Annotated in this window: 15 protein-coding genes and 1 riboswitch; of the genes, 9 read left to right on the top strand and 6 right to left on the bottom strand. The window is 42.7% G+C overall.

Annotated features, from left to right (window positions below):
- The first annotated feature begins 73 nt into the window (after window positions 1-73).
- A riboswitch (cobalamin riboswitch) is annotated at window positions 74-264 on the top strand.
- A gap of 25 nt (window positions 265-289) precedes the next feature.
- Together CFE23_RS08750 and CFE23_RS08745 are read left to right on the top strand one after the other, a co-directional pair.
- On the top strand, window positions 290-2,125 hold the full coding sequence (locus tag CFE23_RS08750; protein ID WP_291086807.1) for a TonB-dependent receptor: 1,836 nt from the start codon (window positions 290-292) through the stop codon (window positions 2,123-2,125).
- 3 nt (window positions 2,126-2,128) lie between these two features.
- On the top strand, window positions 2,129-3,160 hold the full coding sequence (locus CFE23_RS08745; protein ID WP_291086806.1) for a DUF5074 domain-containing protein: 1,032 nt from the start codon (window positions 2,129-2,131) through the stop codon (window positions 3,158-3,160).
- Between the two features lie 49 nt (window positions 3,161-3,209).
- Here CFE23_RS08745 and CFE23_RS08740 read toward each other — a convergent pair whose 3' ends face one another.
- On the bottom strand, window positions 3,210-4,685 hold the full coding sequence (locus tag CFE23_RS08740) for a S41 family peptidase (RefSeq protein ID WP_291086804.1): 1,476 nt from the start codon (window positions 4,683-4,685) through the stop codon (window positions 3,210-3,212).
- Between the two features lie 113 nt (window positions 4,686-4,798).
- On the opposite strand from CFE23_RS08740, the gene CFE23_RS08735 reads away from it, so the two are divergent.
- From CFE23_RS08735 to CFE23_RS08720, 4 genes are all read left to right on the top strand, one after another.
- Entirely contained in the window at window positions 4,799-5,311 is a 513-nt protein-coding gene (locus CFE23_RS08735) for a sigma-70 family RNA polymerase sigma factor (RefSeq protein ID WP_291086802.1), read from the top strand.
- On the top strand, window positions 5,298-5,738 hold the full coding sequence (locus CFE23_RS08730) for a hypothetical protein (protein ID WP_291086800.1): 441 nt from the start codon (window positions 5,298-5,300) through the stop codon (window positions 5,736-5,738). Before CFE23_RS08735 ends, CFE23_RS08730 begins: the two co-directional genes overlap by 14 nt.
- Before the next feature lie 66 nt (window positions 5,739-5,804).
- On the top strand, window positions 5,805-6,332 hold the full coding sequence (locus CFE23_RS08725) for a DUF4252 domain-containing protein (protein ID WP_291086798.1): 528 nt from the start codon (window positions 5,805-5,807) through the stop codon (window positions 6,330-6,332).
- Window positions 6,332-6,868, top strand: coding sequence for a DUF4252 domain-containing protein (locus tag CFE23_RS08720; protein WP_291086796.1), 537 nt, complete (start codon window positions 6,332-6,334; stop codon window positions 6,866-6,868). The genes CFE23_RS08725 and CFE23_RS08720 overlap by 1 nt, the downstream gene beginning before the upstream one ends.
- 46 nt (window positions 6,869-6,914) lie before the next feature.
- Here CFE23_RS08720 and CFE23_RS08715 read toward each other — a convergent pair whose 3' ends face one another.
- From CFE23_RS08715 to CFE23_RS08695, 5 genes are all read right to left on the bottom strand, one after another.
- The gene (locus CFE23_RS08715; RefSeq protein WP_291086794.1) at window positions 6,915-7,358 is read right to left on the bottom strand and encodes a sterol desaturase family protein; all 444 of its coding nucleotides are present in this window, start codon (window positions 7,356-7,358) and stop codon (window positions 6,915-6,917) included.
- 1 nt (window position 7,359) lies between these two features.
- The gene (locus CFE23_RS08710; protein WP_291086792.1) at window positions 7,360-8,199 is read right to left on the bottom strand and encodes a phytoene/squalene synthase family protein; all 840 of its coding nucleotides are present in this window, start codon (window positions 8,197-8,199) and stop codon (window positions 7,360-7,362) included.
- A gap of 6 nt (window positions 8,200-8,205) precedes the next feature.
- The gene (locus CFE23_RS08705) at window positions 8,206-9,672 is read right to left on the bottom strand and encodes an oleate hydratase (protein ID WP_291086791.1); all 1,467 of its coding nucleotides are present in this window, start codon (window positions 9,670-9,672) and stop codon (window positions 8,206-8,208) included.
- A 55-nt stretch (window positions 9,673-9,727) separates the two neighbouring features.
- Window positions 9,728-10,627, bottom strand: a complete 900-nt coding sequence (locus CFE23_RS08700; RefSeq protein WP_291086790.1) for a MerR family transcriptional regulator — start codon at window positions 10,625-10,627, stop codon at window positions 9,728-9,730.
- A 161-nt stretch (window positions 10,628-10,788) separates the two neighbouring features.
- Window positions 10,789-11,562 (bottom strand): helix-turn-helix transcriptional regulator, encoded by a 774-nt coding sequence (locus tag CFE23_RS08695; protein ID WP_291086788.1) that lies wholly within the window; start codon window positions 11,560-11,562, stop codon window positions 10,789-10,791.
- A 77-nt stretch (window positions 11,563-11,639) separates the two neighbouring features.
- Between CFE23_RS08695 and CFE23_RS08690 the strand changes: the two genes are divergently transcribed.
- The 3 genes from CFE23_RS08690 to dnaE all read left to right on the top strand — a co-directional run.
- On the top strand, window positions 11,640-12,377 hold the full coding sequence (locus tag CFE23_RS08690) for a hypothetical protein (RefSeq protein ID WP_291086784.1): 738 nt from the start codon (window positions 11,640-11,642) through the stop codon (window positions 12,375-12,377).
- Window positions 12,377-13,870: a DNA polymerase Y family protein gene (locus CFE23_RS08685; protein WP_291086782.1), complete on the top strand. Its 1,494-nt coding sequence runs from the start codon at window positions 12,377-12,379 to the stop codon at window positions 13,868-13,870. The genes CFE23_RS08690 and CFE23_RS08685 overlap by 1 nt, the downstream gene beginning before the upstream one ends.
- A partial coding sequence (gene dnaE / locus CFE23_RS08680) for a DNA polymerase III subunit alpha (protein ID WP_291086781.1) occupies window positions 13,870-15,923 on the top strand: 2,054 nt, incomplete at its 3' end. The genes CFE23_RS08685 and dnaE, both read left to right, overlap by 1 nt.

The following is a 15,923-nucleotide window of genomic DNA, read 5'->3' as shown; positions in this document are numbered from 1 at the left end:
TTAGTGCTTTACAAATTTGCATGTAGCGGCTACGATTTAAAAAATAAAAAACAGATAATTTATGAATTGTTCTATCTTTGCCGCGAATTAAGGTTGTGATGGCACTGTTCCGCCATCGCATTAAAAGGGAATTAGGTTAAAAACCTAAGCTGTTCCCGCAACTGTAAGCTATCAAGCCTGATGTGACTACACCGCCACTGTGAAAACGGGAAGGCACACACCAGGACGCAAGCCAGGAGACCTGCCTTTTTTCTTAACGAATACCGTGCCTTCGGGAAGAAAGGCTGGAATGATGACTTTTAAGATACCGTTTTTATGCTGTTTTTTGCTTTTGTGCCAAATTGTTTGTGCGCAGGAATTGTCCGTTTCCCTGGATGAGGTTACGATTTCTGACAGCCAGTTAAAGCATTTCAGCGGAGCACAATCCGTATTGGTACTAAACGATTCCGTTATAGCGAAAAATCAGGTTTCTTTAACGGCATTGCTCAACCACACGACCGGAATTTATTTTAAGGAAAATGGCCTTGGCATGGTTTCTTCGCCGTCCTTCCGGGGTACAACATCGCAGCAGACCGCAGTGATATGGAACGGGATTAATGTCAATTCGCAGTTGAACGGGCAGACGGATTTTAATACGATTTCGGGTACCGAGTTTAATTCTGTTTCCGTTAGGGCAGGAGGAAGCAGTATTTTGTACGGCAGCAGCGGTATTGGCGGTGCAATCAGCCTGAACAACAGTGCCGTATTCGGTAAACGATTGGTGAATATAATCAAAAGCAGTTATGGCAGTTATCAAACGCTGTCGTTAAATTACCGGTTTCAGTACGGTACTGAAAAACTCAGTTCACAGGTTACCCTGTCCCGCAATAGTTCAGATAATGATTACAGTTACCCGCACGGCGGACTTAAAAATGAAAATGGGGAATACTACAATACCGGATTGAATGTGAATCTTGGATATCGGATTGATATTGCCAATTACCTGAAATTTTACAGCCGTGTTTACGACGGGGAAAGGCACTTTTCGCTGATTTCGCCATCGGATACGAAAACAAAATATAGGGATTTTAATGTTTGGAACCTCCTGGAATGGCAGCACTTTGCCGGACGTTTCGTTACGCGAACAAAGGTTGCGTTCCTGGCCGAGCAGTACCGATATTATGAGAATATTCAAAATGATTCCTACACCTTCGGGAAAGCCCAGACATGGATAGGGAAGTATGATTTTACTTTCCATATCACCAACCATATGGCGCTTAACAGCATTGTAGAATTGGTACAGAATAGCGGAAGAATTTCTACAACATCTACAGAAAAACGAGAGATTGCATCAGGGGCAGTGTTGTTTAGGCAACAACTTTCAGCACGATTTAATTATGAACTGGGGCTGAAGAAAGAAATCACTTCCAATTATCAGAGCCCTTTGCTTTTTTCTGCCGGCGTGGCATATGAAGTAGCTAAAAACCATAAGTTAAAAGCCAATTTCTCTAAAAACTTTCGGATCCCCACATTTAACGACTTGTATTGGGAAGGTTTAGGCAACGCAAACCTTAAACCCGAACAGTCTTTACAACAGGAATTGGGTAATGAGATTGCATTTAAGGACGTAACAGTTAATATCACAGGATATCATATTAAAATCCATGATATGATTCGATGGACACCTTCCAGCAATGGTATTTTTCGTCCTGAAAACACCAACAGCGTGGAAATATATGGTCTAGAAGCGGGATTGCAGTGGCGAAAGAAAATCGGTTTTCATCTTTTTGATGTTGGGGTAAACTATGCCTACAATCAATCCGAAAATACGGATACCGGAAAGCAGTTGATTTATGTTCCGTTTCACAAAGGAACTGCGTCGTTAGCTTATGATTTCAAGCGATGGTCTTTCACACTGCAGCATATTTTTACAGATAAAGTGTACACGCAGAGTGACAACAGTGCCGGAAAGATTGTCCCTTATTACAATGTCACTGATGCCGGCCTCGCTTGTCATTTAGGAAAAAAAGAGCACTATACGCTCGGCGGCGGACTGAAAAACCTCTGGAATGAACAATATCAAACGGTCGAAGGCAGGTTCATGCCAGGACGAAATTATTATATCCATCTAACCCTTAAATTTTAAACAATGAAATTCACAAAACTATTTTTTACTGCAGTCGCTGTTTCAATCGTATTGGCTTCCTGTGACGATACTGGAAATTCAACTCCTCTTGGCGCCTATGAAAATGGCGTATTGGTCGTCAATGAAGGCAACGGTACGGCAGGTTCCATAACGTATATCGGTAACGATAGGACGACCATCCAACAGGATGTTTATGGCGCTGAGAATGCAGGAGATGGTATCGGCGGGTATGTACAGTCGATTTTCTTCAATGGCGATGAGGCTTATATTATCTCAAATGGTTCCAATAAAATAACAATCGTCAACCGCTATACTTTTAAGGTCATTGACAAGATTGAAACCGGGCTATCCGTTCCGCGTTATGGCGTGGTCGCCGACGGTAAGGCATATGTTACCAACCTGGCCAGCTTTGGAAGCCTTACAGACGATTTTATTACGGTAATCAATACCAATACTCATGAAATTGAAAGTACTTTTCCGGTAAATGCTATCGCTGATAGGATTTTCTCGCAAAACGGCAAACTGTATGTTGGTAATGGAAACTACGGGGAAGGGCATTCTGTAACCGTGATGAACGCGGCCAATGGTGCCATCCTGCAAACGCTGGAGACAACGCTTTCGCCGACATCACTTGCTGAAAGTGACGGTATACTGTATGTACTTTGCTCAAATTATACTGACCCGAGTACGGTAGTAAAAATCGATCTGACAACAAACCAAATTGTGGGAACAATCAATCTGGCCAGCAGTATGGTGAATGCTCAAAACCTTGATATTGAAAATGGTAAATTATACTTCACGGTGAACTCAGCGGTATATGCTGCGCCATTATCGGCAGCAACAATCAGCGATGCACCATTGTTTACTGCAGACGCGCTGACATTATATGGATTTGCGGTAGAGAATGACAGGATTTATATTTCTGATGCTAAGGATTATGCGTCTGATGGGAAAGCACTGATCTACTCGCTGACAGGAACGCTCGAGAATCAATATACGGTTGGACTGATTCCCAATGGTTTTTATTTCAACTAGTTTCTGTAACTGAATAAAAAAAAAGGCTTTCGCGATGAAAGCCTTTTTTTTATTTCCGGATTATTCCGGTTGGGATATTTTCCAGGTACATGTCGGTCCCAAAACGCCGCATTGATTTCGAATCCTTGAGGTCCCGGTTAGCGTTTTCCGGATTCTGGTGAATCATCCTACCGCTGGCTGTAATCAGCCCGATGGCCGTACTCAGGAGCGGTTCGTTTACATCGCCGAGTTGCCCAAGATTATTTAAGTCTTCCATCAGCGGAACGTTAGGTGCAAGACCAGCACCATAATCTCCAAAACCATCTGCATTGGTCGTTTTGAAAACCAGCGGCTGCATTGCATATTTGTGTTTAGTAGAGATATTGTCTTTATTTACTAACGCAGGGGAATCATACAAAGTAATGGAGCCGACATTTTTTCCAGTCGTTTTGTCGCCAATCTGGACTACTTCTATGTAGGGTTTTAGTCCATTAATTACCAATTCGCTTGCTGATGCCGTGCCGATGGTGGTTAAAATATAAACCTTCGAGAGGTTCAGGCTATTGATACCAGCACTGCCAATACTATTTGTGAAATTATTGACTAAGGCCTGTGGATTTTGATCTTCGTAGGCCGCTTGTACTTGTGCATTCCACTGTTGCTTTGCGAATAGTTGGCCGTTAAACTGGCCTGTAATCATACTCGCAAGCCTTGTTGCGGTTCTTACGGATCCTCCCGAATTATAACGAAGGTCTAACACCAAATCGGTAGCGCCTTGTGCCTTAAACTGTCCAAATGCAGTATTTAACTGTTCATCAAAATTTGCTGTAAAGCCGTTATACGAAAGATAAGCGATTTTGTGGGTCCCTGCTGCAATGACACGGGCGTCGTAAACGGGATTTTCGGTAAGTTCTGTTTTCGTAAGTGACACCGACCGCCCATTTGGCGTAATGGCTCCACCGTTATAATCTGCGAGGCTTAAGGTGTAATTTTCAGCATTCAGCAACGCCAGATTATTGTCTGTCTGGCTATTGTAAAACAGCGGAACACCATTGACGGCATAAAATATATCGCCGCGCCGGATGTCCTTTGCAGCCGCATCGGAACCAGGGATAATGTAGCGCACCCAGCCAAAAGCTTCATTGGTACCTGTTTTTCGCTTCAATCCGTAGTCCACGCCGTTGTTTTTGGTAACACCTGCAAAAAGATTTTCAAGAACGGTGTAGTCGCTAACCATGACGCTGAAGCGGTCTATTGGATCAGTGGGGAATTTACTTACAGGCTTGTAAAGTAAATCCTGGAACAAGGCTTCCGGTGATGCAGCCGTGTCAAGGAAAGCATCCTTTTCTTCCGTACTTGCAAAACGATCATCAGCGAGATCGGGAACATCATCTTTCCACAGGTAATAAAGGTTAAGGCCTCGGTAGATAAAGCTTTCCACTTCAAGTCCGGAAGATACGTGGACGGTGTCGTCCATGTCTTCACATGATTGGAAAGCAAATAGACCTATGGACAGTAAAAACAGGTATTGATAAGTTTTTTTCATAGCAAGGGTACTTATTAAGTAAACGTAAATTTAATAACTTTAATATTATTTTCAATTCTTTGTAACAAAAAACGCCCGAAATCGTCTTGACTCTGAAGCCGATAATAAAATTGATGAACCCAAACGAATTTATAACACTTACGAATCCTATTCGGGATAAGGTTTTCAGGCTCGCGAAGCGCATGCTTGAGAGTCATGAAGAATCCGAGGATGCGTTACAGGAGGTTATGCTGAAGCTTTGGGCGATGAGGGATCGGCTGACCGCTTACAAAAGCATAGAAGCGCTTTCGATGACAGTAACAAAAAATTATTGTCTCGATCACTTGAGGTCCCGAAAATCGCCCTATTTTACTATCGTTTATGACGATTTTGCCCATCAGACACCAGTTTACCAAAAGGATAACGACGGCGAGGATAAGATGAAATTTGTAGGAAGAATCGTTGCCACTCAACTTAGCGAAAAGCAAAAACTGGTACTCCAGATGCGCGATGTGGAACAATATGAATTGGGGACGATTGCTGAAATTCTGGAAATGACGGAAGTGACCGTTAGGGTTACTTTAGCCAGAGCACGAAACATTATTAAAGAGAACATGATTAAATCGTATCATTATGGAGAAGCCTGATATAAAAATTTTGCTGGATAAATATTTTGAAGGAGAGACAACAATTGCAGAAGAAAATTATCTACGTGTACATTTCGCTTCGGCAGATGTGGCTCCGGAATTTGAAATGTACAAACCTGTTTTCGGTTTTTTTGAAGTTGAAAAAAGTATCGTGTCAACTGCCGTTGTTGAACTCCATAAGAAACAAAACCCTTGGCTTTCTATCGCTGTGGCTGCGGTGGTTTTCCTTTGCATAGGCAGCTTTGGATACCTGAACTTTTCAATCGCGAAGCAGCCGACAGATCTAGGCACATACGACAATCCGCAAAAAGCTTTCCAGGAAACTAAAAAGGCATTGGCATTGCTGTCTGTCCATGTAAACACCGGTGTAGAGAGTATGCAATACCTGCAAACTTACGAAAGCACCAAAAATATCGTGTTCAATTAACCAACAGCGTTGCCTGTTGCGCTTAAAACAGGAAAATCAACATTAATTAAAGAATAAAAAGTAATCATGAAAACACTAAAAAAATTAATCCTTTGTGCTGCGCTTATTATGCCTATGTTGTTCTTTGGCCAGAGCGCTTTTGACAAATTTGACGGTCGTGATGATATCACTGCAGTTATTGTGAATAAGAAAATGTTCCAGATGATGGGAAAAGTGGACAGTAAGGACAAAGAAACGCAACAGTATCTGAACCTGATACAGAAGTTGGACAACCTTAGGGTGTTTACCACAACCAATGACAAGACTACAGCCGAACTCAAGTCGGCAGCCGAAAAATACATTAAGACTTCCGGGTTGGAAGAGCTGATGCGTGTTAATGATAAAGGAAAAAATATCAGGATCATGATCAAATCAGGCGCAAAGGAAAGTCAGGTACGGGAATTGCTCATGTTTATTGAGGGTTCTGGTAAAGACGATACCGTATTAATGTCACTTACCGGCGATTTTGATCTTAATGAAATTTCAATTTTGACGGATAAGATGAATTTGCCAGGAGGCGACGTGTTGTCAAAAGGCACGAAAGGAAGAAAATAATGAGGCGGTTTTTGCTCCTCTTAAGTTACAGCCTGCTACTATTGGGCTGTAATGCTGAACCGTCGCTGCAGAAGTACTTTGTTAAGAAGTCAGAGCAGCAAAATTTTACGGTGCTTGACCTGTCTCCGGAAATATTTAAACTCGAAGGATCGAAGCTCAATCGCGATGAAAAAAGCGCCCTTAAATCATTTGATAAAGTAAATCTGCTTGTTTTTAGGGCAGACAGTACTGCGGGTAAATCATTTGATGTCGAGAGTAAAGCGCTGAAAAGTATATTAAAGGATAAAAAGTACGAGCTGCTGATGAAAGTAGGTTCAGGAAAAGACGGGGCATCGATAAGTTACATCGGCAAAGATGATGAACATATTGATGAATTTGTGATTTATGCGGCAAAAAAGGGAAATGGAATCGCTGTCGCCAGGGTTTTGGGAAAGAACATGAATCCTACCGGAGTAATGACCATCCTTTCGCTGCTCCGGAAGTCAAATATAGATACCAAACAACTTGAGCCGTTAAAAAACCTGATGAAAGGATAGCAGTATATCAGAATGGCTGAAAAAAAATAAGCACCTATTTAGGTGCTTATTTTTTGAAGTATTTAAAAGGCACGATTAGCATTCCAAAACACTCACCGTGTTCTTTTCCAATGTGCTTGTGATGCATTTTGTGGGCCCGTCGTACCGCCTTTGCGTATGGATTGTTTGCGTTTCGGAATAACTTGAACCGTTGGTGTATGAAAATATCGTGTACGATAAAGTACGTCAATCCATAAGCGAAAATGCCCAACCCGATGGCGAGTCCAATATCTAAGATATTATTTTGCCAAAGCAGGAAAAACCCAATGCTTACGGCGGCGTAGAATATGAAAAAAGCGTCATTGCGCTCGAACCAGGAATCATGGTCCTTCCTATGATGGTCCGCATGCAATGTCCATAAGAAGCCATGCATGATATACTTATGGCTGAACCATGCCATAAATTCCATGAAGAAAAACGTCACCAGGAAAACAAATATATACAACCACATATTAAATAAAATTTAATCGATAAGTTAAGTAACACTTCGCAAACAGACCGTATTTTTGATAATCCGGAACACGGATTCGTTTATTTTTAATTTCAGTGGAAGGGATTTTTTTCAATTTTGAAAGCAGGCTCCTGTAATAAACGTAGGCAGTATAAACCCCAAATTTTGCCTCCAAAGGCAGTGCGGAAATTCCTTCGTATCCCACTTTAAAATCAGCTTCTATTTCCGAAATAATTTTTTGCTTCGCGTCTTCATTCAGGTTGTTTAAGTCGGTGTCTGGGAAGTAGGTACGGTTCAGTATTTCATGATCCGTTTTAAGATCCCTCAGGAAATTTACTTTTTGGAAGGCAGAACCCAACTTCATTGCCGAATGTTCCAATGCGTTGTATTTTTGCGCATCCCCATTTACAAAGACTTTTAAACACATCAATCCCACGACGTCGGCCGACCCATAAATGTATTGCTCATAATCTTCTTTTGTTTCATATGTGGTCTTAAACAAATCAAGCCGCATACTTTTCATAAAAGAATCAATTAGCTGGCTGGGTATACTGTATTTATGCACCGTATGCTGGAATGCATTTAATATCGGATTCAGGCTGATTTTGTCTTTTATTGATGCCTTTAAATCTGTTTCAAACCGGTCTAAAAGCTCCGATTTGTTGAAATCGTGAAAGCTGTCAACGATTTCATCGGCAAAACGGACAAATCCGTATATATTGTATATATCCTGTCTTATTGATGGTGCGAGCATCCGCACAGCAGAGGAGAATGACGTGCTGTAAGCTTTCGTTACATCCCTACTGCAATTGAACGATATGGTGTCAAAAATTGATTTCATTACTGGTTACTTTTTTATATCGTTCCGTATCAGGTCTGCGGCCAGCTTTCCTGAAATTAACGCAGGCGGAACACCTGGACCCGGCACGGTCAATTGGCCCGTAAAATATAAGTTACGGATTTTTCTGCTTTTCAGTTTCGGCCTTAAGAATGCAGTCTGGAATAAGGTGTTTGCCAATCCGTAAGCATTCCCTTTATAGGAATTATAGTCGTTTACAAAATCATTTACGCAATAACTTTCTTTAAAAATAATGTTTTCTTCAATTGCTTCCCCAGTGACTTCGTGAAATCTTTTCATAATTTTTTTGAAGTATTCTTCACGTAGTTCGGGTGTGTCTTCAATGCCTGGAGCGATTGGGATCAGGAAAAAGGCGCTTTCCATCCCTTCCGGTGCGGTAGACGGATCTGTTTTGGAGGGGAAGTTTGCATAAAATAATGGGGCCTCAGGCCATTTAGGGGTGTCATAAATCTCCTGGGCATGCTTTTCGAAGTCGGTGTCAAAAAACAAAGCATGATGCGTTATGTTCTCAGTTTTCTTATTCAGTCCGACGTAAAACAACAACGCTGATGGCGCAAATGTCCGGTTTTCCCAGTATTTTTCAGAATATTGGCGGAAGGGTTTCTCGAGCAAAGTTTCTGTATGGTGGTAGTCAGCACCACTTAGTACGATGTCTGCAATGATGGTTTTGCCGTGGATAACAATTCCGGTAGCGCGGCCATCCTGTGTGAGAATCCGTTCTATGGGACTTTCCGTTTCAAATTTCACGCCAAGTCCTGTGGCCAGTGTATAAATGGCATCGACCACATCGAACATGCCAGTTTTGGGATGCCATGTACCCATGCCAAAATCAGCATAGTTCATGAAGCTGTAAAAAGAGGGGGTGTCCGATGGCTTTGCGCCAAGAAACAATACCGGAAATTCTAAAATACTGACCAGTCTGGGGTCGTTAAAACTTTTCCTGACATCAGCACTGATGTTGGTAAAAAACTGTCCCAGATTTTGTACCGTTTTTGAAGTGATTAATTCCAGCGGTGAATTTCCGGGGCGGTAGACTAAATCCGCCATGGCAATGGCGTAGTTGTTTTTGGCTTTGCCGATAAATTCGGAGAGCTTTTTACTGCTTCCGGCCTCGATCTTTTCGAAAGTATCACAAATTTGTGTGAGGTTATCCGCTATTTGGATGTTATTATTTTTACCAAAATAAACGGTATAGGCAGGTGACAGTTTTATGAGCTCGTAAAAGTCAGATGTTTTTTTACCAAAGTCGTTGAAGAACCGCTCAAATATATCGGGCATCCAGTACCAACTTGGTCCCATATCAAACGTAAAGCCTTCTTTTTTTAGCTGTCTTGCACGTCCACCAATGGATTTATTTTTTTCGTAGACAGTCACATGGTGGCCTTCTTTTGCGAGATAACAGGCAGCAGAAAGAGAAGCAAACCCTGAACCGATAATGGCAATATTCTTCCTCATAAATGTTTAACAAATATACTCAAAACAATGAACAAAATTCAATTGTTTCGAAATATTACAATCTTTTTATATAATCTGCAAAAGAGTGGATAATGGAGATACCTGAGTCGGGTTGTTTGTCAGAAGTGTACAATACTTTACATCCTGAAGCCCATAATGTTGCTCCGGTGCCTTCGAGTATTTCACGGCTGAATGCTGAAAAATATTCTTCGATGCTAAGGTCTTCGGGCAATAGCGTAAAATAGGTTACAAACGTGGCGTCTTTGTGGAATGCTAATGTATTTTTGAGGTCTTCAAGGGTAACATCGGCGCCGAGATACACGGTTTTATAACCATTCAGGATGGCTTCATAATGCATGTACAGCAATCCCATTTCATGGTTATCATTCGCGGGAAGATAAAAAATAAGCGTCCTGTCTCCGGTAATTAAAGTTTCAGACTGAATTTTATCAATATTGAGTATGAGTTTCTGGCGGATGAGGCTGCTTATGAAATGTTCATGTGCCGGTGTTATGGTCTGGGTTTGCCATAATACCCCAATTTCATTTAGCAATGGAATAAAGACATTGTTAAAAATTTCCCTGAAGGATCGTTGGGCGAGCATGCTGTCGTAAGTTTTCAGGAAGAGTTGCCGGTCAAATTGTAACATGGCCACCTTAAAACTGTTGATGGCATGGTTTTTTGAATTGTTTGGCGAAAAAATCTCCTTTACCAATGATGGAATTGTTTCTTCAGGATAGGTTGCAATCTTGGAAATTTTATATCCGTGATTGTGAAGTAACGTAATATTCAGGAGCTTTTGAAGGCTTTCCAGACTGTAAAGGCGAATGTTTGTTTCGGTTCTTGAAGGCTGAAGAATGTTATAGCGCTTCTCCCAGATACGGATGGTGTGTGCTTTAATGCCTGAAATATGCTCAAGATCTTTAATGTTAAAAGCACTCTTGGTATTGCTCATGTTGTCAATTTGTTTAATCAAAAATAGTAAAAATATAAACAAAAAAGCGAAAGGAAATGATCTTAAGATATAAATTAAAAATTTCCAAATATCGATTTTTATGAAAAGCCAGGGATTTGTTGTTTGAAATACAGTGTTTTACGTAAAATAATAAAGTATTTTTATCCTTTTCCCATCCCTTTTTTTAGGTCAATAATTTCTTTTTTTAATTCCAGAAACATTCCATTTACGCTTTCCCCACTCAGAGCTTCCGGCTTACTGTCGTTGCGACCGATATGTGCTACATATTCCCAGATTTCAAGGATATCTGACAGTTTGATTTCATATGGATTGTAAATGACATTGTCTGGTTCGACTAATAGAGACTCCGCACTTTTATCGTTCAATCTTTTATAGGTAATTCCTTCATTGAGTGTAATCAATATGTAAGTTTTGTTTTTTTTAATCTCTCCCAGGTTTTCAACATACCTGCCTACAATAAAAGAACTGTCTGTATGCGGTGGCATGGAATCTCCGCCCACAGGAAAGGCCCGGTGTTTTCCCGGTCCCAGAAAAGGCAGCGAGATCTGTTGCAGGCTTTCAATATATTCGGGATCAGCATAGCCAGTTAGATACCCGGCCCGTGCTTTATACGGTATGATTTCGATGAGATTCCGGCCGTTCCTGTCCACTTTTATAGGAAGTACAATGCGGTTATCATCGAGTTTTAATAATTCGTCAATCTTATATTTCCGGATATCGATGGACAACAACAGGTCAATACTAATACCGAAATGGCTTGAAATCTTTTTCAATATATCATAAGGAGGTTCCACCTTTCCACTTTCATAGGGCTCATACCTGGCACGCTTTATTTGCAGGCGTTCTGCCATTTCATGCTGGGTTTCTTTTCTGCCTTCACGCAGGTATCTGATGTTATCTGAAAAAAGCGACATTGTTAATGTTGTAAGTTACAACAACAAAAGTATGTAATTTTGCGGTATATAACAACATAAATATAAATTCTAAAAAAGTGCTGCCCAACATTGAAAAAAGAGAAATTGCAAAGCAACTCCAGGCAAAGATCAATGCCATGCAGGGTTTGGGAAAACCATTGGCTGGACTGTCGGAAACTGGCCTTTTTCCGTTTACGCGTGCTTTTCCCGGCAACATATTTCCGATGGGTGCCATTCATGAATTTGTGAGTTATGAACAGGCACACCGCGCTTCAACAAGCGGTTTCATATCAGCCCTGGCAGGAAAATTAATAAAAGATGAAGGTCTTTGCCTTTGGATTGGAAGTGATGGGGAAATTTTTCCTTCAGGGTTGAAATATTTCGGACTGGAGCCGGACCGCATCATTTTTATTAACACCTCCAAACCAAAGGACCTGCTGTGGGTAATGGAAGAAACACTAAAATGCGAAGCGATTGCCATTCTCATCGGCGAAATAAAAAATCTTGGTTTCACAGAATCCCGAAGGCTTCAGCTTGCGGTAGAGCGGAGTGGAGTCACGGGGTTTATACACCGATATCAGCCATTTCGGGAAAACGCCGTCGCCTGTACCACACGTTGGAAAGTAACACCTTTAGCCAGTGTAGCCATTGACGGCCTGCCTGGGGTGGGAAGGTGTTCCTGGGACATACAATTGCTTAAAGTCAAAAATGGCAGGCCGGATTCCTGGCAGGTAAGCTGGTCTGACGGAACATTTCTGTCATTATCTGATGTTCGCGACACCATACAATGGCACCCTGAACGCCACGCTGGATAATGACAAGGTATGCTTCCATATGGTTTCCTTATTTACTCACCGAGTATGCTGTCCGTAAAAGGCCTGCCCTTAGTGAAGTGCCGTTTGTAATGGCCTCTTCACAACGCGGACGCATGATTATTGAAGCGGCAAACAAACATGCGGCGCAAAAAGGGATTCATCCCGGAATGGTACTGGCAGATTGCAAGGCCATCCTTCCAGAATTACAAGTGCTTAAAACCGAACCCGGCAGGATGGAAAAGTTGTTGTATGCGTTGGCTGAATGGAGTATCCGGTACACGCCTTTTGCCGCTGTTGATTTACCTGATGGACTAATTTTGGATACCACAGGCTGCGCACATCTTTGGGGCGGAGAAAACGAATACCTGGAGTGTATTAGAATGAAATTAGCAGGCTATGGTTATACGATACAACTGGCTGTTGCCGATACTATTGGTGCTGCCTGGGCCGCGGCCCGATTTGGAACGCCTTTGACGGTGATACATTCCGGCCGGCAGCGTGAGGTTTTGCGACACTTTTCTCCAGCGGCATTGCGTTTGGATGTGGAAATTTTAAAACGGTTAAAAAAGTTAGGGCTGTGGCGCATTGATAGTTTTATGGACATGCCGCGCACCACTTTAAGGCGGCGCTTCGGACCTTCATTGGCTTTCCGGCTGGACCAGGCTTTAGGACATGAAATGGAATGGATCCTACCGGTAAAACCTATAGAACCTTATCAGGAAAGACTATGTACGCCAGAACTGATTGCCAGTGCCACAGGAATTGCAATCGCTTTGGAACAATTATTGGAGAAACTCTGCCGACGATTTAATGCAGAAGGCATGGGTTTAAGACAGGCTGTCTTTAAAGCGTACCGTGTTGATGATAATATTCAGCAAATCGAAATTGGAACAGGACATCCTTCGCAAAATCCAGTACACCTCTTTCGGCTTTTTGAGCACAAGATTGCTACTATGGCGCCTGCGCTGGGATTTGAATTGTTTATTCTGGAAGCACAAAAGGTAGAAACAGTTACTGAAGAACAGGGTGCGATATGGAATGTTTCGGGTCAGAATAACATCAAAGTGGCGGAATTACTGGATCGTGTCGCGTCAAGAACAGGCCAGAATGCTATTAAACGCTACATACCCGACGCCCATTATCTGCCGGAAAGGTCTGTAAAGCAGGCTATACCATTATGGGAAAAGCCTGCAAACGTATGGAGGACAGATTGGCCCCGCCCCATCCATTTATTGCACCATCCGGAAAGAATTGAGGTTACAGCGACCTTACCGGATTACCCGCCATTGTTGTTCCGTTATAAAGGAGTAGTATATACGGTAGCCAAATCCGATGGTCCTGAACGAATTGAGCAGGAATGGTGGCTGGCAGAGGGGCTTTATAGGGATTATTATTGTGTTGAAGATAACCTTGGTGCGCGATATTGGCTGTTCAGGGCTGGTCCTTATGATGCCGATATGCCCAAATGGTTTATTCACGGTTTTTTTGCATAATGTATACAGAATTACAAGTCACCACTAATTTCAGTTTTCTGCGCGGCGGCTCGCATCCCCATGAGATCGTGGAACAGGCTGCGTTACTGGGATATGGGCAAATAGCCATTGCAGATCATAATACGCTGGCCGGTGTAGTCCGTGCCCATGTCGCGGCAAAAAAGGCAGGAATACGCCTCATTATCGGGTGCCGGCTTGATTTAATCGATGGTCCTCCTTTACTCGCTTACCCCACGGATAAGGAAGCCTATGCCCGTTTATCAGGATTGCTTTCTATAGGGAATCTCAGGGCTGAAAAAGGCCAATGCGATCTTTATAAGGCAGATGTATTCTCTGCTGTGGAAGGAATGAAGTTCATTGTTGTTGCGCCCTTTTCACTTAATGAACAATTTGATTTTGATGAGGAATTCAAATCGTCACTCAAAGAATATCATGACATTATGGATGATGCGCTTTATCTGGGCATTACCCGTTCGTATCAGGCAAATGACAACAAGCGTATGCACCGCTTAGGCCAACTTTCCGTATCGCTCGGGATACCGCTCGCAGCGACCAATGAGGTGTATTATCACATTCCGGAACGCCGGCAGTTGCAGGATGTGCTGACCTGCATTCGCGAAAAATGTACAATCTATACGGCAGGTTATCGTTTGCACCAAAATGCAGAACGTTACCTCAAGCCGGTGGATGAAATGCAAAGGCTGTTTAAGCAATTTCCCGAGGCATTGTCGGGCGCATGTGACATCGCCAATGCCTGCCAATTCTCACTGGATACGCTTAAGTATATCTATCCTGAAGAGATCACATCAGAAGGCAGGACGCCTTACGAAGAACTTTTCAAGCTGACATGGGAGGGTGCCAGGGAACAATTCGGAGATCAAATCCCTGAAAAAATTGCCGCAGCGATCCAATATGAACTTGAGTTCATGGAGCGGAAAAATTATGCAGCTTACTTTTTGACTGTGCATGATTTCGTCCGATTTGCCCGAAGCCGTGGTATTTTATGCCAGGGACGGGGATCGGCAGCAAATTCAGTGGTTTGTTATTGTCTTGGGATTACATCGGTTGACCCGTCTAAATTTAAATTGCTTTTTGCGCGTTTTATGTCGGATGCGCGCGATGAGCCGCCGGATATCGATGTCGACTTTGAACATGAACGACGAGAGGAAGTGATACAATACATTTACGAAAAGTATGGCCGTGACCGTGCCGCCATTGTTGCTACCGTAACGCAGGTGCATTATAAAGGAGCCATCCGTGATGTCGCCAAAGCGATGGGAATGTCCGTTGATACCATTAACCGTCTTTCCGCTTCTGTATGGGAATTTCGTGACGGGCTTGATGGTGAGCGTATTACTTCCGAAGGATTTAACCTTGCTGATCCGCATTTGGCAAAAGTGCTCACGCTTACAAATGAATACTTAGGTTTTCCACGCCAACTGGGGCAGCACACGGGCGGTTTTATTATTACGCAGGACAGGCTTTCCGATTTGTGCCCCATCCTGAATGCCCGTATGGAAGATCGAACCAATATTGAGTGGAATAAGGATGATATTGAGGCGCTTGGTTTTCTTAAGGTGGATGTATTGGCACTCGGCATGTTAACCTGTATCAGGAAAGCATTCGATTTATGCAGGCAACATTATGGGGTTGAACTTACTTTGGCAGGGATTAATAAAGAGGACGATCCTGCGGTATATGACATGATCCAACATGCCGATACCCTTGGCGTATTCCAGATTGAAAGCCGCGCCCAGATGTCGATGCTTCCCCGGCTTAAACCGAAATGTTTTTATGACCTTATTATTGAAGTGGCTATTGTGCGTCCAGGGCCTATTCAGGGCGATATGGTTCATCCGTACCTGAGAAGGCGTAACGGACAGGACAAAATAGAGTACCCTTCTGAAGAGTTGGAAGATATTTTGAGCCGTACCCTCGGAGTACCCCTTTTTCAGGAACAGGCTATGGAAATTGCTATTGTTGCCGCCGGTTTTACACCTGCCGAAGCGGATGGCTTACGCCGCAGTATGGCTACCTTTAAAGCCAAGGGGAA

The organism is Flavobacterium sp. BFFFF1 (assembly GCF_002256285.1).
GTDB lineage: Bacteria > Bacteroidota > Bacteroidia > Flavobacteriales > Flavobacteriaceae > Flavobacterium.
Note: the sequence above shows the minus strand (reverse complement) of the source record. Positions and strands in the feature narration are given on the sequence as shown.